Source organism: Streptomyces sp. NPDC002643, assembly GCF_053592555.1.
Genome location: NZ_JBSFVY010000034.1, coordinates 1 through 20,802 on the forward strand (window position 1 = coordinate 1; position 20,802 = coordinate 20,802).

General features: G+C 69.5%; 15 protein-coding genes and 3 pseudogenes. 5 read left to right on the forward strand and 13 right to left on the reverse strand.

The annotated features are described in order from the left end of the window. Positions 1 to 439 precede the first annotated feature (439 nt). Positions 440 to 2,893: a Helicase associated domain protein gene (locus tag ACWD4G_RS36555; RefSeq protein WP_451301357.1), complete on the reverse strand. Its 2,454-nt coding sequence runs from the start codon at positions 2,891 to 2,893 to the stop codon at positions 440 to 442. Positions 2,894 to 3,085: 192 nt separating this feature from the next. Between ACWD4G_RS36555 and ACWD4G_RS36560 the strand changes: the two genes are divergently transcribed. The 5 genes and pseudogenes from ACWD4G_RS36560 to ACWD4G_RS36580 form a co-directional block, all read left to right on the forward strand. Then, positions 3,086 to 3,268, forward strand: a complete 183-nt coding sequence (locus tag ACWD4G_RS36560; protein WP_451301359.1) for a hypothetical protein — start codon at positions 3,086 to 3,088, stop codon at positions 3,266 to 3,268. A 179-nt stretch (positions 3,269 to 3,447) separates the two neighbouring features. Beyond that, positions 3,448 to 4,008 carry a TetR/AcrR family transcriptional regulator gene (locus tag ACWD4G_RS36565; RefSeq protein WP_451301361.1) on the forward strand — a complete coding sequence of 187 codons (561 nt, stop codon included), beginning with the start codon at positions 3,448 to 3,450 and terminating at the stop codon, positions 4,006 to 4,008. Beyond that, positions 4,005 to 5,624: a CocE/NonD family hydrolase gene (locus tag ACWD4G_RS36570; RefSeq protein ID WP_451301363.1), complete on the forward strand. Its 1,620-nt coding sequence runs from the start codon at positions 4,005 to 4,007 to the stop codon at positions 5,622 to 5,624. The genes ACWD4G_RS36565 and ACWD4G_RS36570 overlap by 4 nt, the downstream gene beginning before the upstream one ends. 855 nt (positions 5,625 to 6,479) lie before the next feature. Then, positions 6,480 to 6,569: pseudogene (locus ACWD4G_RS36575) on the forward strand (IS3 family transposase); the annotation flags it as partial. Positions 6,570 to 6,642: 73 nt separating this feature from the next. Further along, positions 6,643 to 6,849, forward strand: a pseudogene (locus ACWD4G_RS36580) (IS256 family transposase); the annotation flags it as partial. Between the two features lie 238 nt (positions 6,850 to 7,087). Here the strand turns inward: ACWD4G_RS36580 and ACWD4G_RS36585 are convergent. The 12 genes and pseudogenes from ACWD4G_RS36585 to ACWD4G_RS36640 form a co-directional block, all read right to left on the reverse strand. Further along, entirely contained in the window at positions 7,088 to 7,768 is a 681-nt protein-coding gene (locus tag ACWD4G_RS36585; protein WP_451301365.1) for a response regulator, read from the reverse strand. Next, positions 7,765 to 8,985: a sensor histidine kinase gene (locus ACWD4G_RS36590; RefSeq protein WP_451301366.1), complete on the reverse strand. Its 1,221-nt coding sequence runs from the start codon at positions 8,983 to 8,985 to the stop codon at positions 7,765 to 7,767. Before ACWD4G_RS36590 ends, ACWD4G_RS36585 begins: the two co-directional genes overlap by 4 nt. 129 nt (positions 8,986 to 9,114) lie before the next feature. Further along, entirely contained in the window at positions 9,115 to 11,466 is a 2,352-nt protein-coding gene (locus tag ACWD4G_RS36595; protein ID WP_451301368.1) for an MMPL family transporter, read from the reverse strand. 281 nt (positions 11,467 to 11,747) lie between these two features. Then, positions 11,748 to 12,720: pseudogene (locus ACWD4G_RS36600) on the reverse strand (aldo/keto reductase). Continuing rightward, positions 12,717 to 13,652: a DedA family protein gene (locus tag ACWD4G_RS36605; RefSeq protein WP_451301370.1), complete on the reverse strand. Its 936-nt coding sequence runs from the start codon at positions 13,650 to 13,652 to the stop codon at positions 12,717 to 12,719. Before ACWD4G_RS36605 ends, ACWD4G_RS36600 begins: the two are co-directional and overlap by 4 nt. 64 nt (positions 13,653 to 13,716) lie before the next feature. Further along, entirely contained in the window at positions 13,717 to 15,207 is a 1,491-nt protein-coding gene (locus tag ACWD4G_RS36610) for an MFS transporter (protein WP_451301372.1), read from the reverse strand. A gap of 117 nt (positions 15,208 to 15,324) precedes the next feature. After that, the gene (locus ACWD4G_RS36615; RefSeq protein WP_451301374.1) at positions 15,325 to 16,509 is read right to left on the reverse strand and encodes an NAD(P)/FAD-dependent oxidoreductase; all 1,185 of its coding nucleotides are present in this window, start codon (positions 16,507 to 16,509) and stop codon (positions 15,325 to 15,327) included. Further along, positions 16,506 to 16,703, reverse strand: coding sequence for a ferredoxin (locus ACWD4G_RS36620; protein WP_451301376.1), 198 nt, complete (start codon positions 16,701 to 16,703; stop codon positions 16,506 to 16,508). The genes ACWD4G_RS36615 and ACWD4G_RS36620 overlap by 4 nt, the downstream gene beginning before the upstream one ends. Before the next feature lie 44 nt (positions 16,704 to 16,747). Beyond that, the gene (locus tag ACWD4G_RS36625) at positions 16,748 to 16,894 is read right to left on the reverse strand and encodes a hypothetical protein (RefSeq protein WP_451301378.1); all 147 of its coding nucleotides are present in this window, start codon (positions 16,892 to 16,894) and stop codon (positions 16,748 to 16,750) included. Between the two features lie 45 nt (positions 16,895 to 16,939). Further along, positions 16,940 to 17,212, reverse strand: coding sequence for a cytochrome P450 (locus ACWD4G_RS36630; RefSeq protein WP_451301380.1), 273 nt, complete (start codon positions 17,210 to 17,212; stop codon positions 16,940 to 16,942). Between the two features lie 241 nt (positions 17,213 to 17,453). Beyond that, on the reverse strand, positions 17,454 to 18,647 hold the full coding sequence (locus ACWD4G_RS36635) for a cytochrome P450 (RefSeq protein ID WP_451301382.1): 1,194 nt from the start codon (positions 18,645 to 18,647) through the stop codon (positions 17,454 to 17,456). Positions 18,648 to 19,540: 893 nt separating this feature from the next. Beyond that, positions 19,541 to 20,746 (reverse strand): cytochrome P450, encoded by a 1,206-nt coding sequence (locus tag ACWD4G_RS36640; protein ID WP_451301384.1) that lies wholly within the window; start codon positions 20,744 to 20,746, stop codon positions 19,541 to 19,543. Positions 20,747 to 20,802 lie beyond the last annotated feature (56 nt).

Sequence of the window (20,802 nt, forward strand, 5' to 3'; positions counted from 1 at the left end):
TCCGCCCTCCCGTCCGGGGCGTCCTGCTCCGCAGGAACGACGCGCCGACGCTACGCGTCGGATACCCGTCTCCGCTCCGCGGAGACGCCGGCCCCTCCGGGGCCGTGTGATCCGCTCCGCGGATCACTTGTTGGGTCGTCGGAGCGATGTCCCGCTCGCTCCGCGATCGGGCCTCCGCTCCGACTTCTCTGGGCTTACTCAGTACAAGTGGTTTCTTGCATAGGTGGGTTGAAGAGCCGGATCGCTCCGCGACCGGCTCAGATCAGCCAGCACGGCGGGGTGGGTTTCCGTCCTCTTGACTGTTCGTCAGATGTGATCGGCGCAGCTTGTTGAGGGGGTGTCAGGTTGGCGGGAGGTCGCTCTGCGTGGCTGCCGATGTTCGTGCTCAGCTTACAGGGTTGGCCTGCTTCCTTAGGGAAGAAACTATGGAAGGTTCGAATTAGAGGTCTTCCCTGTTGTTGGCTGAGCGACGGTCTTCTGTTCTGGTTGAGGGCTGGTCGGCTGGGAAGATCCCGTGCCCGCCGAGGGTCTCGGACAACAACTGGGCGTGTTTGCCGGGTAGTTGTCCGGCGTTGAGTTTGGTGCGGGCTTTGGCCAGCCAGGGTCCGATCATGACGCGCTCGCCGTCGACTTCGATCCACTCGCGGGCGCCGGGAGTGCGTCCCCATCGTTCGAGAAACAGGCTGAGGATGTGTGCAGTCTGCGCGAAGGTACGCCTCCGCGGGGTGGCGGCCGCGCCTGTTCCTTCCTGACGGTCTATCGGGATGCAGTCGGGGGTGAGCTCGAGGCAGGTGAGTAGGTCCCGCTGGCCGGGATCGAGTTGGTCCCAGGCCGTGAACTGGCGGTGCAGCCAGGTGCCCGCCTTCACTCCGTGGATCATTGTGTCGCGGGCCAGCGTGCTGGGGTGGTTGCCGGCTTCGATGTGGCGTCGCAGTACGTGGTATTTGCGGTGCCAGTCGGGGCCGTGCGGGAGTTTCCAGTCCGTGTCGAGGGCGGTGAGCCGGGCTTCGCGTTCGGGAGCGAGGCGGCCTTTGCGCGACAGTGCGCGCTGGTCGACGAGGAACTGGCCGCCGGGTTCTTGCGCAGGGATGGCGAGATGGCCCTGCTCAGCGCAGTAGGCCTCGACGGTGGCCATGTGGCCCTGCCAGGCGGCCTCATGCTCGTCCCAGATCATGCCGAGCGCCTGGAGTTCGGCGATCCAGCTCTCGTCCAGGGCGCTGGCCTGGTAGGCGGTGCGCTGGCCGGTGATGTAGGCGCCCAGACGGTAGCCGTAGGCGTCCTCGTAGTCGGATGGCACGCGCAGGTGGCCGTGCTCGGCTCGGTAGCGCAGGGCGGCGGCGAGCCCGGCACGGCGCGGGGCGGACAGGATGGCGCCGCCCGCGGGCCACACCAGCAGGTCCAGGGCGTGGGCGATCGCGGCGGGATCGAGGGTGAAGTCGAAGCGGAAGCGGCGGGTGATGTAGGTGTGGGAGTCCCGGGCGGGGTGGGTGTTCTTACCGCGCGGGGCGCGGGCGGCGATCGTCTGGTCGTGGTGGCGTAGGGCGGCGGTGACCAGCCAGAGCGCTTCGTACGGGGTGCCGAGCAGGTCGGTGGGATCAGCGCCGGGCGGGATGTAGGCGGGGATGACCAGGCTGGCCGTCTTAGCGGCGAGGGTGGGGGGTTTGCGCAGGGCACGGCCCAGGGCCTGGACGATGCGGCGAACGCTGCCGGTGCGGTCGGCGAAGACGACGGCGTCGACGGCCGGGAGGTCGACGCCCTCGCCGAGGACCTTGGCGTTGGCCAGCACGCCCCGCTCGGCGTCGGTGAAGCGGGCGAGGATGTCGGCGCGCTGGTGGGGGTTGTGGGTGCCGTCGATGGACTCAATGCTCAGCTGGTCGGCCCAGTCGGGGCGCTGGTCGTCGGGCAGGGTGCGCAGGGTGTGGCGGAGTTGGCGGGCGAAGTCGGCTGCGTCGGCGATCTGCTGGAAGTACACGAACACGTGCTTCAGGTCCTGCTCTTGCATGGCCTTGAGGATGGCGAGATGCAGGGCTGTGGTGCGGCGCGCGGTGGGCCCGGCTTCCGGATCGGTGAGCGCGGTACGCAGTTCAGTGTCAGTGACGGTGGGGACGACGAGCTGGTAGTCGGCCAGGACACCGTCATCGATGGCGTCGGCGTGGGAGTAGGTGTGCAGGCGGGGGCCGAAGATCTTCGGCTGGTCCATGGTCGCCAGCAGCGTGGGGTCGTCCCAGTGCGGGGCCGTCGCGGTCGTGCGCTTGGGCTGCGGGCCAGTGGTGGGTGGCTCGGCCAGGCGCGGTGCCTCCCACACGTAGGGGGTGGCGGTGAGATAGAGACGGCGGTCGGCCGGGATGCGGCTGTTGTCGTGCAGCACCGTCCAGTTCTTGGTCCAGGTGCCGGCCGTGGCGTGGGCCTCGTCGACGACCAGGAGGTCGAAGACGGGGGCGGGGAAGATGGCGGAGTGCTGGGCTTCCTCGATTTTGGACAGGGAGTCGAAGGTGAAGAACACCGTTGCTCGGGGGTGGCGGGCCAGCCAGTAGGCCAGGTACTCCCCCGCGTTGGTGGAATCGGCCTGGGCTGCGGCCAGGACCGGATGAGAGGCGGCGCGCAGCGACGAGACGGTGATCATCGGATCGCGGCGGAAGTCGGCGCGGGCAGCGGCCGCCCACTGGGCAACCAGGTCCAGGCTCGGCACTGCCACCGCCAGATGCCGCACTCCCAGCTCCTCAGAAGCGCGCAACGCCAGGAGGGTTTTGCCGGTGCCGCAGGCGGAGACGACGTGTCCGCGGGTGTGCGGGCGGCGCAGGTGACGGACCGTGTTGGCGATGCCCTCCTGCTGATCGGTACGCAAGGCCAGGCGGGCGGGGTGCTGGGGGTTTGCGGGGCTGGAGGGCGTCACCTGGGGGTCCTCGGCGTACGGCGCAGGCAGGGCAGGTGGCCATTCTGGCCTGACGGAGTGACTCCGTGCAGCACAACATTCCCGCGCTTGCGGGCGGTTGTCCAAGGCACGAGGTCCTGGATCGGTTTCACCGCAGTGGACACTGGTACGGCTCAACGAGCCTCTCGCCCACCGAGATCGAGCGCCGCAAGGTTGAGGCCGCCCATCCTCGACGCCGCCGCTCCCGGCAGCGTGGATCTTCATGTGGACCCCGAGGGCGTCTTCGACATGCTCCTCGGTGCGGTCCTCATCCACGTCATGCTGCCCAGTGCCAGCTCACGCCGCCGGTCTGTGGAGCACTCCGTGGACATGATCATGAGGCTGCTGCGTCCTTGACGGGGATGACGTCACCGCCCGTGGCAGCCGATCACGGATTGCCCCGCGACAAGAGTCGCCATGGAACAGAAAGAAGAACACTTGCCCATTTAGTAACACGTGTGCAGAATCTCGATATGCACTTGAGGGAGCCTGAGCCGGCGCGTGATCGCCGGGTACGTCGTTCACGTGCCGCCCTCATGCGGGCGGCGTTCGCCCTGGTGACCGAGCAGGGCACGGCGGCGGTCGCGCTCTCCGACATCGCCGAGGCGGCTGACGTAAGCCGCCGGTTGGTGTATGAGCACTTCGGCGACCGGGACACACTGTTGCTGGAGGCAGGCCTCGATCTCGCACGGCGGGAACTGCTGCCACGTCTCCAGGACGGCACCGATCAGCTCACCGCGCGCGAGCAGACGCTCGCGTTGTGCCAGCACTTCGCGGAACACCGGACGTTCTACCGCGCCCTGCTGACCAGCTCCTGCGGGGTCGCACTGAACCGTGGACTGATCAGCCTGTTGGTCCCGGTCAATCGGGAGAGCCTGCGACGGCTGTACGGCAACCGGCTCGCACCGGACACCGTCGACGATCTCGCCACCCTACTGTCCGGTGGCGGATCCGCGTTCTTCACGACCTGGGTGGTCGAAGGGGCCGATCCCCTCGACCCCGAGGCGTTCGCCGACCGGTTGCTGCGGGTGACGTCCGTCCTGATGTCCGACATCGCGCCGACCGCCGGCGCTCCCGACACGGAGAATCGTCCATGAGCCTGATCAGCCGCATCGTCCAGCGCCAACTGAAGCTGTCCCCGCCGGTGACCCGGAACGTCGTGGTCCAACGGGATCTACGGGTGCCGATGCCCGACGGGGCCGAACTCCTGGCCGACCGCTGGACACCACGGACCGGCGGTGAGGGCCTGCCGACCGCGCTGGTCCGCTCCCCGTACGGGCGGCGCGGGCCCATCGCCACGATGATGGCGCGGCCGCTGGCGGAGCGTGGCTACCAGGTCCTGTTCCAGAGCGTGCGCGGCACCTTCGGCTCCGGCGGGACGTTCGACCCGATGCGGCAGGAGGACGCGGACGGCTTGGCGACGCTCGACTGGCTGCTTGAGCAACCCTGGTGCGGCGATGCGCTCGTGCTGTACGGCATGAGCTATCTGGGATACGTGCAGTGGGCGGTCGCCGACCAACTCCCGCCCCAGGTCAAGGCCGTGATCCCGGTCATGAGCGAGTCGGCCCTGTCACTGGAGTTCGTGCGCCCTGACGGCCTGTCGCTGGAAGCGCCGTTCGTCTGGGGCGTGCACATCGGCACGCAGGAACGACTGCCCGTGCCACTGACCGTGCTCCGCCAGTCCGCCCAGGCGAGGAAGACCGCCCGGGCGCTGCGGACACTGCCGCTCGGCGGGGCGGACGTCGCCGCGCTCGGCGAGCGCTCCGCGTACATCCAGGACATCCTCGCCCATGACGCGCACGCCCCGCGCTGGGACGGCTTCGACCACCGTGACCGGGTGGCCAAGGTGACCGCGCCGGTCAGCTCGATCGGCGGCTGGTACGACATCTTCCTCCCCGGCCAACTGCGCGACTTCCGGATCCTCCAGGACGCGGGGCGTCCGGCGCGGCTGACCGTCGGACCTTGGACCCATATGCGGCTCGACAACGGAATGGCCGACGAGGCCATCCAGTTCGGACTCCCCCTCGCCCGCGGCGAACAGCCGCCCGAGCGGGCGCCGGTCCGGCTGTACGTCATGGGCGAGGAAGCCTGGCGCAACTTCGAGTCCTGGCCGCCCGCCGGCTATGAGCCACAACGCTTCCACCTGCACCCCGGCGGCACGCTGTCGAACGAGCAGCCCGCCAAATCCGAGCCCGACCACTACCGCTACGACCCCGCCGACCCCACGCCGGCCGTGGGCGGCGTCCGCATGGTCAAGGACTCCGGCCGCGTCGACAACACCGCGCTGGAGGCTCGCCCGGACGTCCTCACCTACACCACTCCCGCCCTCGACCAGGACGTCGAGGTCGTCGGTGAGGTCAGCGCCGAGATCTGGTTCCGCTCCAGCCTGCGTCACGCCGACGTGTTCGTCCGGCTCTGCGACATCGCCCCCGACGGGCGCTCCTGGAACGTGTGCGACGGCCTCGTCAGCCTGACCGGCGCCGAGCAGGAACAGTGCGCCGACGTCCAACTCTGGCCCACGGCCCATCGTTTCAAGCGCGGTCATCGCATCCGCGTCCAGGTCTCCAGCGGCGCCTTCCCGCGCTACAACCGCAACCCCGGCTCGGGCGAGCCGAGGGCGACGGCGACCGCCCTGATCCCCGCCGACCAACTGGTCTTCCATGACCCGTATCACCCCTCTGCGGTGATCCTGCCGATGCGGCGGGCAGACTGACGTGGCATCAGAAGTTGACGGCGGTCTTGGTCTCCTGCCGGATCTCCGGCACGTCGCCCGGCCAGCAGCCAGCCCCGGCGCTCCAGCCGGTTCGCCTCACGGACGACCCTCTTCACGTACGACGCCTTGCTGCCCTGCAAGAAGGGCTCCCGGTCGTCGGCGCTGCTGGGAAGGCGGCGAGGTTTCGCGCTTCCCGGACCAGTTCTCCAGGCGGGTTCGAGAGGACTGGAAGGTCTGGTTGAAGGAGAAGCGGCCGACGTCGTAGTCGCAGGCGAAGGAACCGGTGGTGAGGAAAGCGTCCGGGGTCTGGCCGTAGGCGCGGGGCGCCCGCGACCTCCCTAGACACTGTAGTAGGGGCCGTCCGGGCGGCGCGGCGGTACTCCTCCTGGGGGCCGGTGAGCAGCACGATGACCGGGACGTCGAGATCGCGGACCCCTCTGGCGCGGGTCGTTTTTCGCGACGGCCGGGGGAGTCAGGTCCGGTTCCTCAGAAGCCGTGCTGACAGCGGAAGGTGCCGCCGGTCATCGCGAAGGCCACTCCCGGTCCGGAGCAGCTCCCGGTGTCGGCGTCGTGGGTCGCGATGGCGCTCACCCCTCACTTTCCACCGTCCCCGCCGAGATCGGAACAGGGCTGGACCGAGACGGCGCCCGAAATGGCACAGACCTCCGCCTAGCCGGACACTGTTGCCGTCTTGGTGCGGCTTTCGTTCCACAGGGCGGCGCAGGTGCTGCCTGTGGTCCAGCCCACGCAGCACTCCGTGAATCTGACAACTCGACTGCTGAGAGCGGGAGTTCAGGCTTCCATGGGATCTCCGTCGGAAACTCGTATGACAACGCCCTCGCGGAGAACCTCTGGATGCTCATCCAAACCGAATGCGTCCGCGGCCGCACCTTCACCACCCGGGCCGAGGCCAACCTCGCGCTCTTCGAGTACATCGACGGCTTCTACAACAGCCGGCGCATCCAGAAGCGGCTCGGCTACCTCAGCCGCGTCGAGTTCCAGGAGAGAGCCTGTACGCGAGAGCATCAACGCGCGGAGCCGCAAGGCCGTCCGGGCCCGGGGGCGCTTCCCCACCGACCAGGCCGCCCTCAAGTGCGTCTGTCTGGCCGTCATGAGCCTGGACCAGACCGGCACCGGATGCAAACGCTGGATCATGCGCTGCAAGGCCGCACTCCAAGCCTTCGGCATCGCCTTCGAGGGCTGGCTCATCGCCGGACGCCTCTGAACGAAACCCACTGGGTTTACCGTTCACTACACAGACCCAGCCTTTGCTGCTCTGGCGTCGGACGTGCACTGGCACTGCGCGTTTCCCAGCTGGCCGGCCCCCATGCGTCCCCCAAGAGCCTGCTGATGTATCAGCAACATCGAAGCATGCATGTCACCACACTTGCGGGAGCACAGAGCAGGCGCGCCATCAAAGCGGCTGCTCTGTTGCGTGCTTCGCTGACCGCACTGTGTCGTGGTCAGAAACTGGATGATTCCGGGCGTACGAGTCCGGTCTGGTAGGCGATGACCACGAGTTGGGCCCGGTCGCGGGCGCCGAGCTTGGCCAGGGAACGCTGGATGTGCGTGCGGACGGTGAGGACGCTCAGGACGAGTTCGGCGGCGATCTCGTCGTTGGACATGCCCTGGGCGGCCAGCGCGGTGACTTCCCGTTCGCGGGGTGTGAGGTCGCTCAGGCGCTCCGGGGGCGCGAGGAAAGCGCCCTGGACCGGGGTGGCGAGAAAGCGGTTGACGAGGGCTCGTGTCGCCCCCGGCGACAGCAGGGCCTCACCGGAGGCGACCGTGCGGATTCCATCGAGAAGTGCGTCTGTGGTGACGTATTTGCCAAGGAAGCCGCTGGCGCCCACGCGCAGCGCCTTGGCGACGTACTCCTCGGTCTCGAACATGGTCAGTACGAGGACCCGGGTCCCGGTGAGGTCGGGGTCGTCGCAGATGGTGGCGGTGGCGGCCAGTCCGTCCGTCCCGGGCATGCGGATGTCCATGAGCACCACGTCGGGGCGGTGGGTGCGGGCGAGGTGCACCGCTTGCTCACCGTTGGCGGCCTCGCCGACCACCTCCATGTCGGCGCAGGAGTCGATCAGGAGCCGGAAAGTGCCGCGCAACAGGGCTTGGTCGTCGGCGAGCAGGACGCGGGTGGTCACTGGGGGGCCTCTTGTGGTTGTGCCAGGGTCTCTTCCTGGGCGTGGGTGTGGAGCGGCAGTGCGGTGGTGACTTCGAAGCCGCCTTGGGGGCGGGGGCCGGCGCGCAGTTCGCCGCCGACGGAGTGGGCGCGTTCGCGCATGCCCATCAGGCCGTAGCCGCCGCCCGGGACCGCCGGAGCCACGGCGGTCCCGTCGTTGGTGACCGTGATGAGCAGGCGGGAGCCCGAGTAGGTGAGACGGACCTGGGCCGCGCGGTCAGCGGCGTGTTTGGTGGCGTTGGTGAGGGCCTCCTGGATGATCCGGTACGCCGTCAGGTCGACACCAGGTGACAGTGGCTGCGGTTCGCCTTCTGTGGTGACGGTGACGGCGAGGCCGGCCGACTCGCACGCGGAGATGAGCTCGGGGAGGCGGTGCAGGCCGGGGGCCGGTTCCAGGCAGTCGGATTCGGGGTCGTCGGCCTGGCGCAGGACACCGACCGTGGCGCGGAGTTCGAGCAGCGCGGACGATGTGGTGCGGGCCAGGTCGGCGAGGATCTTCTGGGCCTGCTCGGGGTGGGTGGGGGCGAGGTGGGCGGCGGTGCCGGCCTGGGCGTTGGCCACGGCCATGTGGTGGGCGACGACGTCGTGGAGTTCGCGGGCGATGCGCATGCGTTCCTCTGCTACGCGCAGGCGGGCCTCCTCCTCGCGGGTGCGCTCGGCGTGCGCGGCGCGCGCCTGGACGGACTCCGTGTAGGCGTGCCGCAGGCGAGACCTGCCGCCGCCGACCATGGGCAGGAGCAGCCACAGGACGGGGCCGAGGGTGCGGAGCAGGAGCATGTCGGTCGTGGGTTTGTCGAGCAGTGTCGTGATCACCACCATGGCCATGACCGTCACGCCGTACATGCGCGTGGTCCTGGGATCGGTGCTGAGAGCCAGCCAGTACAGCGCCATCATCAGGGGCGCCAGCAGCAGAGGGGTGAGCAGGTAGCCCAGGGCGCCGGTGGCCACCGTGCAGGTCGTGGCCACGGCGAGGGCGCTGCGCGGGTGGATGCGTGCCTTCAGCAGCCCGAGGCAGGAGATCCCGGCCAGGAGTACGGCAGGCCAGTCCTTCTTCGGCAGGTCCATCCCGGGGAAATCGAGCGAGGCGCCAAGGGCCACGCAGCCGAACAGTGCCAGGTACATCACCGTGTCCACGACGCGCGGACGACGTTCCGAGTGACGCTCGAGGTTGCTCGTCATCGTGTCTCTCCCTGCACGGATTCTCCCGGTGGGGGTGCTAGGTCCATGATCGCCGACTTCCCGGGACGACGGTCCCCGGGCCGCCCGAGGTACTTGCCTCGGGCGGCCCGGGGACGCGTGGATGCCGGGTCAGACACCCGCACCGACCGGCTCGTCCGGCGTCGGGTCCAGGTCCGGGGCAGGGCTCTGGGCGTCGGCCGGTCGGCGGCTGAGGGCCTCACCCTCCACATCGACGTGGGGCAGCACGCGGTCCAGCCGCTTAGGCAGCCACCACGCCTTGTCGCCGAGCAGCGCGAGCACGGCGGGCACGATCGCCATCCGGACGACGAACGCGTCGAGCAGGACGGCGGAGGCGAGCCCGAACCCGATCATCTTGATCATGGAGTCGCTCTCGCCGACGAACCCGGCGAACACCGCGATCATGATCAGCGCTGCGGCCGCCACCACCCGGGCGCTGTGGCGGAACCCGGACACCACTGCCTGACTGGCCGTCTCGCCGTGGGTGTACGCCTCCCGCATACGCGAGACGAGGAAGACCTCGTAGTCCATCGCCAAGCCGAAGACGATGCCTACCAGGAAGATCGGCATCATGCTCATGATCGGGCCGGTGGTCTCCGCACCCAACAGTTCCGCACCGTGCCCTTGCTGGAAGACCAGGACGACCACACCGATGGACGCCAGCACCGACAGCAGGAAACCCAGGGCCGCCTTCAGTGGGACGAGCACCGACCGGAAGACCACCAACAGCAGCACGACCGCGAGACCGACCACCACGATCAGGTACGGGACCAGCGCCGCCTGGACCTTCTCGGCGATGTCGATGTTCAGCGCGGTGGTACCGGTGACCTCGAAGGAGGCGTCCGTCGCCGACTCGACGGCGGGACGTTCGTCACGGATGGTCGTGACCAGGGTCTTGGTCTTCTCGTCGGTCGGGCTGGTGGACGGGGTGGCCATGAACACCGCGGTGTCACCGGCCTCGTTGAAGCGCGCCTGCGAGACGGAAACGATCCCCTTCGTGGCGCCGATCTCCTCGCCGATCGTGCTCACGGCGGCCTTCGGGTCCTCGGCTCCCCTGGCGTCCACGACGATGGTCAACGGTCCGTTGAAGCCGGGGCCGAAGCCCTCGGCGAGTGCGTTGTAGGCGCGGCGCTCGGTGGTGGAGGTGGACTTGGCCTCGTCGCCTGGCATGCCCAGCTGCAGACCCGTCGCCGGAAGGGCGAGGCCACCGAGTCCCACGACACCGAGGATCAGCACGGGAAGCGGGCGGCGCAGGACGAAGCGGGCCCAGCGGGTACCCAGGTTGTCCCGCTGCTTCTTGTCCGTCTCCCCGCCCCTGAGGGCCACGACGGCGTCGTCTCCGGAGTTGCTGGGGGCCACGGCCTGCTTCTTTCGCCGCAGGGGCCTCCTGCCGCGCAGGGTCCTCCCGCGCGTTTCGGCCTTGTCGTCCGGCTCGGTTCCCTTGCGTGTACGACGTGACATCACCGCGTTCGGCCAGAACCCCAGGAATGCCGGGACGAGGGTCAGGGCGATCAGCACGGCGACGACCACCGCGCCCGCCGCGGCCAGGCCCATCTTCGCCAGCATCGGAATGCCGACCACCGAGAGGCCCGCCAGCGCGATGACCACGGTCAGTCCGGCGAAGACGACCGCCGACCCGGCGGTGCCCACGGCCAGCCCGGCCGCCTCCTCGGGCGTACGGCCCCGGTCGCGCTCCTCGCGGTAGCGGGAGACGACGAACAGCGCGTAGTCGATACCGACCGCCAGGCCCAGCATCATCGCCAAGGTGCCGGTGCTGGTGGAAAGCCCGAGCGGGTCGGCCAGGGTCAGGATCGCGAACAAGCTGATACCGACGCCGACGATCGCGGTCAGCAACGGCAGCCCGGCGGCGGCAAGTGACCCGAAGGTGAGCAGCAGCACGAGAGCGGCCACCGAGATGCCGATGATCTCGGCCACCCCGCCGGGGCCCTCGCCGCTGTCCATCGCGGACCCGCCCGCCTCGACGGTCAGGCCGGCCTCCCGCGCCTGGTCGGCGGCCTTCTCCACCGCCGTGCGGCTGGCGTCGGTGACACCGTCCGACGTCACCTTGTAGGTAACGGTCGCGTACGCCGTCGAGCCGTCCTCGCTGACCGCCCGCGACTCGAACGGGTCCGCCACATCGGCGACCTGCGCGCCGCTGGCCAGGGAGTCCATCGTCTCCTCGACGGCCTTCCTGTTGTCGGTGGCGGTCACCTTCTGCCCGTCGGGGGCGACGAAGACGACCCGCGCGGTGGCGCCGTCGGCCGCCGCTCCGGGGAAACGCTCCTCCATGAGGTCGAACGCCTTCTGGGATTCGATCCCCGGCATCGAGAACTCCTCGTCGGAGCCTCCCGGCGCCTGCAGCGCGCTCAACCCGACGGCGGCCAGGACGGCCACCCACATCAAAACGGCGTAGCCGCGCCGCCGGAAGGCCAGACGGCCCAGCCGATAGAGAAAAGTAGCCACGTCGGGAACTCCACATCCTTCTCGATTGCCCGCCCAGGCTGTCTTGTCAGTGCCGGTCCCGTCGTCGTGCGGCTGTTGGCACTGCCGCCTACCGAAATCGGACGACCTAGTACTGAAATTGCAGTACGCGTGCAGGCCAGGGTGGAGGTGTCGACGTGACGAAGCCGACTGTCCCGCGGCTTTGTGCCTGTGCCGTGCGGCAAGGGCTCGTGTCCCGCGCCACCGCCGACGACGGGCACCGCCCACGTCGGCTTGCAGCGAGGTGCACGGCAGACGTGGCCTCACCGCACGCGCTCGCCCGCCTCCGCCAGCCGCTCGAGCTCCTTCTCGGTGAGCGTCAGGGCCATCGCGGCGGCGGCTTCCTCGGCCTGGCGTGGCCGGGAGGCGCCGGGGATCGCGACGACCGTGTCGCCGTAGTAGGTGATCAGCCAGTTCAGAGCGATCTGGGCGACGCTCGCGCCGTGGGCGTGCGCGATCGCGCGCATCTCGTCGATCAGCGGCGCGGTCCGGGCCAGGTCATGTCCTCGCAGATGAGGGTTGCGTCGGCGCCGACTGCTCGACTGCGTTCGCAGCCGTTCCGGGTCCTCGTGGAGCTTTCCGGTGAGCACGCCGCGGCACAGTGGCGAGTAGGCGATCAGGGTGATGCCGAGGTCACGGGCGGCCCGCAGGACGCCGTTGTGCTCGATGTCGCGGTCCAACAGGCTGATCCGGGTCTGGTTGGCGGCGAGGGTGACGCCTTCCTGGCGGAGGATCTCGGCGGCCTCGCGCAGCTGCGGTGCCGAGAAGTCGCTGACCCCGATCGCCCCGATGCGGTGCTTCCGGGCGAGCCGGGCCATAGCCTGTAGCTGCGCCCGCATCGATGGCAGGCTGCCGCGGGGGCCGTGGATCTGGTGAAGGCCGATCGGGTAGCCCTGCAGCGCCTGGAACCGGTCGGCGAGCGTGCGCTCGATGCTGGCCCCCCCGCCCCCAGGGGGCCCACTTCGTGGCGACCAGGACCTCCCCCGGCTCCACCCCGTTGTCGCGGAGCCCTGCGGTCAGGGCCTGTTCGGATGCGCCGCGGCCGTACATCTCGGCGGTGTCGAACCAGTTCACCCCGTCGGCGAGTGCGGCGCCGACGATCCCGGCGGTGGTCGCCGGGTCCAGCGGGGAGAAGATCCGGCCCGCCACGCCCTGGCCTTGAGCGAACTGCAGACAGCCCAGTCCTATGGGGCTGATCTCGTGGTCGGTCGAACCGAGTCTGCGCCCGTTCCTCACGGCTGGGTCACCTCGGCGGGCTCACGGTCGGCCTCCGCGGCCGCGGCCTCCTGCTTGCGGCGGCCGAAGCGCCTGACCAGAGGGAGGCCGACGATCGCGGCGGCGGCCCGCTGCTTACGACGGCTGCGTCGCCGTGCGGGAGAGGACTCCACGACCCCAGCCACGGCCCCCTGCCTGCGGCGGCCAAGACGCTTGACCGGGGAGAAACCGGCGATCGCGGCCGCGGCCCGCTGCCTGCGACCACCACGGCGCCCACTGGAAGAAGACTCGACGACCTCCGCCACGGCCTGCTCCATCCCGCCTCGGCCGCGGCGCTTGATGACGTAGCGCACCGCGAACAGCACGAGCGCGACGCCCAGGACATAGGGGATGTAGCTGAGCGCGTCGGTCACCCTGTGCCAGTTCTCACCGAGCAGGTATCCGCAGAGAAGCAACACGGAGTTCCACATCAGACCACCCAGCGCGCTGAGCGCCACGTACTTCGGCAGCGGCATCCGCTCCACTCCGGCTGGTATGGAAATGAAGCAACGGACACCAGGCATCATCCGCCCGAAAATCACCGCCTTCGCACCGTGACGGGCGAACCACGCCTCGGCGCGGTCGACTGCTTCCGCCTTGATGCCCGGGATCTTCGTGACCAATACGCGTGCACGCTCGCGGCCGAGTCGCGCCCCGACGAGGTACAGGCCGAGATAACCCACAGCCGATCCCATGGTGGCGGCGGCAATGGCGGCACCGATGTGCATTCCGCCCTGGGTGGCGGAGTACCCGACCAGCGGGAGCAACATGTCGACGGGCAGGATCGAGGTCATGCTGTCCAGGGCGGTGAGCAGGAAGAGTCCCAGCGCGCCGACCGAATCGATCAGGTCGAGGGCCCAGCCGGCCACACCGCCTGTCGGTTCGTTCGCGGCCTGGGCAAGGAAGAACTGCATGCTTCTCCTCCGGGAGACGTTCGGGTCAGGTGTGGGGGCCGCGTGAGGGGGGGCTTCGCGGCACCTAATCGGCGTCGGCGGCGCGCTTGGCGGCCGCCGCTGTCTCCGCGAGCGCGGAAGGTTCTTCGAGAGGGGCGGCCGGACTCCGGCGGGGGATGCAGACCGCAACGGCGAACGCGACGGCGGCGCCGCTGGCACCGATGGCCAGGACGGCACGCAGGCCGTCCTCGGAAGGCAGGACGGCATCGCCGGATCCGACGGTCATGTGGGCGAGGACCACACCCACCACTGCGCTGGAGACGGTGTTGCCCATGGAGCGCATCAGGGCGTTGAGGCTGTTGGCGGAGGCGGTCTCGGCCACCGGTACGACGTCCATGAGGAGCCCGGGCAGCGCGCCGAGGGCGAAGGCGAGCCCCATGGCAACGACACAGGAGGCCACAATCAGCTGCCAGGCCTCGGACATCATCACCATGACCAGCAGATATCCGGCCCCCGTGATCACGGCACCGGCCATGAGGGTGACCTTCGGCCCCCTCGCCCCGATGAGCCGGGCGGACAGCGGAGAGGCCGCCATCATGACCAGGCCCTGCGGAGCCATGATCAGGCCGGCGACGACCAGGGACGCGCCCAGCCCGTATCCGGTGGACTTCGGCGCCTGGAGCAGCTGCGGCAGGACCAGGCTCAGCACGAACAGCACGAATCCGAGTGCCAGCGAGGCGAGGTGGGTGAGCAGGACCGGGGGGCGAGCGGTCGTGCGCAGTTCCACCAGAGGCTGTGGGGAACGTAGTTGGGACCAGCCCCACACCGGCAGGACGAGCGCTGCCGCCCCGAACAGGCCGAGGGTGCTGCCACTGGCCCATCCCCAGTCCTCGCCTTTGGAGACCGCGATCAGCAGGCAGACCAGGCCGGCCCCCAGACCGACGGCACCGGTGAGATCGAAGTGTCCGCCCGTGCGTACCCTCGACTCGGGCACCAGCAGCACCACAAGCACGGTGACGACGGCACCGAACGCGGCGGCGGCCCAGAACAGCACATGCCAGTCGAAGTTGTCGACGATCAGCGCGGAGACGGGCAGGCCCACGGCACCGCCGACACCGAGCGAGCCGGACATGACGGCGCCGGCTCCCGGGGCCCGCTCGGCGGGCAGCAGGTCACGCATGGTGCTGATGCCGAGCGGGACGACCCCGGCCGCCGCGCCCTGCAGCGCGCGGCCGACGATCAGCAGGGCCAGGGAACCGCTCAGCGCGCATACCACCGACCCGGCCACCAGCAGAACCATCCCGAGCAGGAGCAGGCGCCGCTTGCCGTACATGTCGGCCAGACGGCCCATCACCGGCGTGGCGACGGCGCCGCACAGCAGTGTGGCGGTGATCGCCCACGCGGTGTCCGCCGGAGCCGCGTCCAGCAGCCCAGGCAGCAGAGGAACGATCGGGAACACCATGCTCTGCGTGAACGCGACCGCGATCCCGGCAAGCGTCAGGAGGAAGACGACGAGACCCGGCCGCGGGAGGCGGGAGTTCTCGGCGTCGGGCGTGGGCGGAGGTGTCGGATGCATGACCGGTCTCTTTGTGGGGCGGCCGGTGACGACGGCTGCGGGGGAAACGGACGGCCGCGGGCCGTAGGGGGCTGCAAGGCGCCTGGACGCCTTGCAGCTGTGCGTGAGCGTGGCGGCTCAGCCGGCCGCTACCGACCAGCCCGGTACGGCATCGCGCCAGGCCGCGCGTACGGCGATGGTCTGACGCCACTGCCGGATGGCCTTGGGCGGCATGCCGACCGCCAGGACGCCGGTGAGCCGGTCGCCGGTGCGATAGACGGCCAGGAACCGGCGGTCCGCCAAGTCGCCTTCCACCACGGCGACTTCGTCGTGACCACGGAGGTAGCCGTACGCCTGGATTTTCATGTCGTACTGGTCGGACCAGAAGTACGGCACCGGCGCGAAGGGCTTGCGTGCCTCGGGCGCCGCCAGCAGGTTGCGGGCGACGGCCATACCCTGTTCGGCGGCATTGGTACGGTGCTCGATGCGCATCTGGGTGCCGAAGAGGGGATTGTGCCAGCGGGCAACGTCCCCGGCGGCGTACACCCCCGGTGCGGCCTGGCAGTACTCGTCGCAGACCACGCCGTCACCGACGGTCAAGCCGCTGCCCTCCAGCCACTCGGTGTTGGGCAGCGAGCCGACGGCTACCAACACCCCGTCGGCGGCGATGAGTTCGCCGTTGGAGAGCCGTACGCCGCGCTCGGTCACCTTGGTGACCGTGACCCCGCAGCGCAGGCTCACGCCGTGCTCCAGGTGGGCACGCGTCAGCACCCGGCCGACCTCGTCGCCGACGGCGTGCGCCAGCGGCACGGGGGCCGGTTCGAGAAGGGTCACCGCGCAGCCGCGCTGGATCGCGACCGCGGCGACCTCGGCACCCAGGAATCCGGCGCCGACCACGACCAGCCGCCGGCCCGGCTTGAGCACGTCACGCAGGGCGAGGGCGTCGTCCAGGGTGCGCAGGATGTGCGCGCCCTCGCCGGGCAGGCGGCGCGGGCGTACGCCGGTGGCGATGACCAGTCCGTCGTATGACACCGTCGAGCCGTCCGCCAGCGCCACGGTGCGCTGCGCGGGGTCGAGGCCGGTGGCCGCCGCGCCCAGGAGCAGGTCGAGGTGGAGAGCGTTGATGTCGTCGGGGGTGCGGAGGGTGAGCCGGTCCGCGTCCCAGGCTCCGGTCAGGAGTTGCTTGGACAGAGGCGGGCGGTCGTAGGGCAGGTATGGTTCGTCGCCGATCAGGGTGAGTGTGCCGCCGAAGCCCTCCCGGCGGAGCGTCTCGGCCGCGGCGAGTCCGGCGGCCGAGGCACCGACGATGACGACGCGCCTCACCGCTCGACCAGGTGGATCGCGGCGGCGGGGCAGATCGCGGCTGCCTCCCGCACGCCCTCGTGCAGTTCCGCACTGGGGTGAGCCTCCAGCAGGATCGCGACACCGTCGTCCTCGCGCTGGTCGAACACGTCGGGGGCGACCATGACGCACTGCCCGGCGGCGACGCACTTGGGCTCGTCCAGTTCCACATGCATGGTTGTTGTCCTCAGATCCTCTGTATGTGTAGGGGGAAGGGGAGTTACCAGGTAACGGGCAACGCGTACAGGCCGTAGACGCTCATGTCGTTGCGGAAGCTCAGTTCCTCGGCCGGCACCGCCAGACGCAACTCCGGCAGCCGGCGCAGCAAGGTGGGCAGGGCGATCTGCAGTTCCGCCCGCGCCGACATCCGGCCCAGGCGCTGGTGGGTGCCGTGGCCGAAGACGATGCGGCCTCATGTGTCACGGTCCAGGTCGAAGGTGCCGGGATCCTCGGTGTAGGCCGGGTCCCAGTTGCCGGCGGGCAGGTTCATCGTCACGACCTCGCCGGCCCTGATCCGCTGCCCGCCAAGGGTGAGGTCCTCTGTGGCGACCCGGTGCACGATGGAGTGCACGATCGTCAGGTAGCGCAGCAGTTCCTCGACCGCGTTCGCCACCAGCGCGGGATCGTCGGCGTCGCGTATCCGGGCGAGGTGGCCGGGATGCCGGAGCAGGGCCAGCGTGCTCAACGTACCGGCTCACCACCCACACCGGGGGGGTGCCATCGGCCAGCACGGCCCGCTGCATGCCCTCCTTTGCCGACCACTCGGCGTAGCCGGGACCCGGCTGCAGCAGACGGTCCGCGGGGCGGGCAAGAGAGAATACGGGAGGCAGTATCTCTGCGGCAGGAGACATGGTCATGCTTGCTCCTCGGGGCGTGGGGGGCCGCCGTGTCAGGCGAACGTGGGGCTTGTGGCACCAGCGACGCGCTCACCACACAACGGGGATACGGCCCACACCGCCGCTCGTCCTCTGGTCGTGGAGGACCTCGATCTCGTCGAGGTCGGTGGCCAGCCGCAGGGTGGGGAAGCGGCGCAGCAACGCTGGGAAGACGACGCGTAGTTCGGTTCGGGCCAGGCTGGAGCCGATGCAGACACGCGGCCCGTATCCGAAGGTGAGGTGCGCGTTCGGCCGACGGTCCGGCTGAAACTCGTCGGGGCCGGTGAACTGGCGGGTGTCCCGGTTGGCCGCGTCATTGGAGATGAGGACCGCGTCGCCGCGGGCGATGGTGACGCCCGCGATCTCGACGTCGTCGTGCGCGTAGCGCAGGATGCCGAAGCCGCCCGGAGCGGCCATCCGCAGGATCTCCTCGACCGTCGACTGCACCCGGGCATCCGGGTCGGCCGCCAGCCAGTCCCGCCGACTGGGGTCGGACAGCAGCCACAGCGTGCCGAACCCGATCCGGCCCGCGGTCGTCTCGTGCCCGGCCAGCAGCAGAACCGCGGCCACCTTCATCACGTCCTGATCGGTGAAGGTGGAATCCACCGCCTGCATGGCCAGGATGTCGGAGATGACATCCGTGCCCGGGTTCTCGCGCCGCAGGGCGGCCAGTTGGCCCGTGTAGGCCATGAACTCCCCCATCGCCGCCCCCGCGTCCTCGCCGCCGTGCACGGAGCTGATCCGGTCGGACCATCCCCGCAAAAGCTCCCGGTCTTCCACAGGCGCCCCGAGTAGCTCGCAGATCACCAGCGCGGGGAGGGAGAAGGCCAGCAGGTCGTTCAGGTCGACGGGCTCGTCGGGACGGGCCTTGCGGGCCGCCTCCATCTCGTCCAGGCAGCCTTCGGTCAGCTCCAGGAGCCGGTCGGTGAGCCGCCGCATGCGGGGCGCCGAGAAGGCCGGCACCAGCATCTTGCGCAGGCGCTCGTGCTCGTGCTCCTCGCGGCCGTAGTTGTTCGTCGGGCCCGCCATCAGCGCGGCACGGGTGATCCGGGACGCGGTCTCGGGCGCGAAGTGCGACCGCCGGAAGCCCTCTGCGTCCTCGTAGATCCTGCGGGCCTCCTCATACCCGGTCACCAGCCAGGCGGGGTCACCGACGGGAGTCGTCACACGCGTCACCGGGCACTTGCCGCGAAGTTCCGCGTACATCGGCCCCGGGTCGAGGGCACCGGTGCGTTCGAAAGGCATGGCAGGGGCGGTGTGCTCCGTATGGGCCATGAGTGTTCCTCACAGGTCGTGGGGGGGGAGCCGCCGGGTCCGGCGGACGTGGGGATCGGAACGACCCGAGCCGGGGAAGGCGACGAGCCGAAGGGCGTCTGTCGCCCCGGCAAGGGACTCGGTGTCCGGTCCCGCTCACGTCCTCAGACTTTCGCGAATCCCGCTCGCGGTCGTCCTGCTGTTGCGGTCAGTCGGCACTACTGCAACCACAGCAGCTTCTACTGAAACTGCGGTACGGCATCACTGCAGACGCTGCGAGAGGTGATCGCCCGCCGCCACTGGCAGCTGGACTCGGGGCGGCATGCCGCTGGCCACGGCGCGCCGGTGAGCCGGTGGCCGATCGCCCGGTACGGCAGACAGTCCGTGACCGGCGACCCGCCAAGTACCCCTCCGCCACAACCAGTTCGTCGTGGCGTCGCAGGCAGCCATACGTCTGGATCCTCATGTCGTACCGGTCGGCCGGCGGCCCCTTCACGAGCATCGCATCGACCGGTTCGCCGGCGATCTGCTGCGCGCGGGCCCGTAGTGCTTCGACGCGGCGAATGGTGAACGCCTGTGCCACCAGCCTGCGCAGCCGACTGTGCGCGGGCTGGTCGTAGCTCATTATCGTGCTCGGTCCGGCCTGATACGTCCGGGTGCGGGGTTCGTCCCGGCCTGCGGCGGCGGCCCGGCTGAACCTCGGGTCGGCGAGAACGGTCCTCATGTCCTCGTAGCGCGTGGCCGGCCAGGCAGCTTCGCCGTACGGGAGTTGGACCCGGCGCAGCGGCCCTTTACGCAGCTGGACATACGCCGGGTCGACGGTCAGCTACTGGGCAGCGAACGGGGACTTGATCGTGTCGGTCATCAATTCCCCTTGAGCTGTTTCACCAGGTGACGGGCAGTTCGTGGACGCCGTAGATGTTCATGTCGTGCCGGAAGTTCAGCTCCTCGAACGGGACGGCGAGCCGCAGTTCGGGCAGCCGGCGCAGCAGCACGGGTAGCGCGACCTCCATTTCGGCGCGGGCGAGGGATTGACCGAGGCACTGGTGGATGCCGTAGCCGAACCCAAGGTGGCCTCGGGCATTACGGTCGAGGCCGAGGGTGTCGGGGTCGCTGGCGAACGCCGAGTCGCGGTTGCCGGCGGGCAGGTTCATCAGCAGAATCTCGCCGGCGCGGACGAGTTGGCCGGCGATCTCGACGTCCGCTTTGGCCACGCGGGCGACCAGGGCGTGCACGATGGTCAGGTACCGAAAGAGTTCCTCGACCGCAGCGGCGATCACGGCAGGGTCGCCGCTGTCGCGGATCCGGGCGGCCTGGTCAGGATTGCGGAGCAGGGCGAGGGTGCCGAGGGCGATCGCGTTGGCAGTGGTCTCGTGCCCGGCGAACAGCAGGATGATGCTGTTCATCACCAGGGTCATGCGGTCGAGCTCACCGGTGTCCACGTGCTCGCGCAGGACGCGGCTGATCAGGTCGTCGCCCGGTTCGGCTTCCTTGCGAGCCACCAGCTCCTGCAGGTAGCCGAACAGCGCGAGCGTGGCCTTGGCCTTCTCCTCCTGAGAGGCATTGATCGTGGACATGGTCGTGCTGTGCCGCTGGAAGAACTCGTGGTCGACGTAGGGCACGCCGAGCATCAGCGAGATCACCAGCGAGGGAATGGGCAACGCGTACGCGCGCACGAGGTCGGCAGACTGTCCGCCCGCGATCATCTCGTCGATGAACTCGTTCGCCAGGTTCTCGATCTCGGGGCGCATCGCGTTGATCCGCCTGACCGTGAAGTCCTTGGTGAGCATGCGGCGCAGCCGGGCGTGCTCCGGGTCGTCCATACGCGGGAAATTCGGGGGCGGGCTGTCGAACCCGCCGAACGTCTGGAGCTCGCCCATGTCGGCGCTGATCCGCGGGTCGGCCAGCGCGGTCCTGATGTCCTCGTACCGGCTGACGACCCAGACCGCGCGGTCCTTCCACACAGCCCGCCGCAACCCGGTCGACTCTCGCCACTGCGTGTACTCGGCTGGTGGATCGAACGGGCAGCGGGTGTTGTGGTTCCCAGGGAACGAAGGCAGCCCTGCCGTGTCTTTGGTCACGGTACTCATCGAATTGAACCTCCGGCAGTGGTAAACGAATGTTGAGATCTTCGAGGCCAGGGAGC

Excerpts from the sequence above, each read along its gene's own strand:
- ACWD4G_RS36565 (WP_451301361.1), top strand. The coding sequence starts at position 3,448 with ATGCGGGCGGCGTTCGCCCTGGTGACCGAGCAGGGCACGGCGGCGGTC.
- ACWD4G_RS36570 (WP_451301363.1), top strand. The coding sequence starts at position 4,005 with ATGAGCCTGATCAGCCGCATCGTCCAGCGCCAACTGAAGCTGTCCCCG.
- ACWD4G_RS36590 (WP_451301366.1), bottom strand. The coding sequence starts at position 8,985 with ATGACGAGCAACCTCGAGCGTCACTCGGAACGTCGTCCGCGCGTCGTG.
- ACWD4G_RS36605 (WP_451301370.1), bottom strand. The coding sequence starts at position 13,652 with ATGCAGTTCTTCCTTGCCCAGGCCGCGAACGAACCGACAGGCGGTGTG.
- ACWD4G_RS36610 (WP_451301372.1), bottom strand. The coding sequence starts at position 15,207 with ATGCATCCGACACCTCCGCCCACGCCCGACGCCGAGAACTCCCGCCTC.
- ACWD4G_RS36620 (WP_451301376.1), bottom strand. The coding sequence starts at position 16,703 with ATGCATGTGGAACTGGACGAGCCCAAGTGCGTCGCCGCCGGGCAGTGC.
- ACWD4G_RS36625 (WP_451301378.1), bottom strand. The coding sequence starts at position 16,894 with ATGTCGGCGCGGGCGGAACTGCAGATCGCCCTGCCCACCTTGCTGCGC.
- ACWD4G_RS36635 (WP_451301382.1), bottom strand. The coding sequence starts at position 18,647 with ATGCCTTTCGAACGCACCGGTGCCCTCGACCCGGGGCCGATGTACGCG.
- ACWD4G_RS36640 (WP_451301384.1), bottom strand. The coding sequence starts at position 20,746 with ATGAGTACCGTGACCAAAGACACGGCAGGGCTGCCTTCGTTCCCTGGG.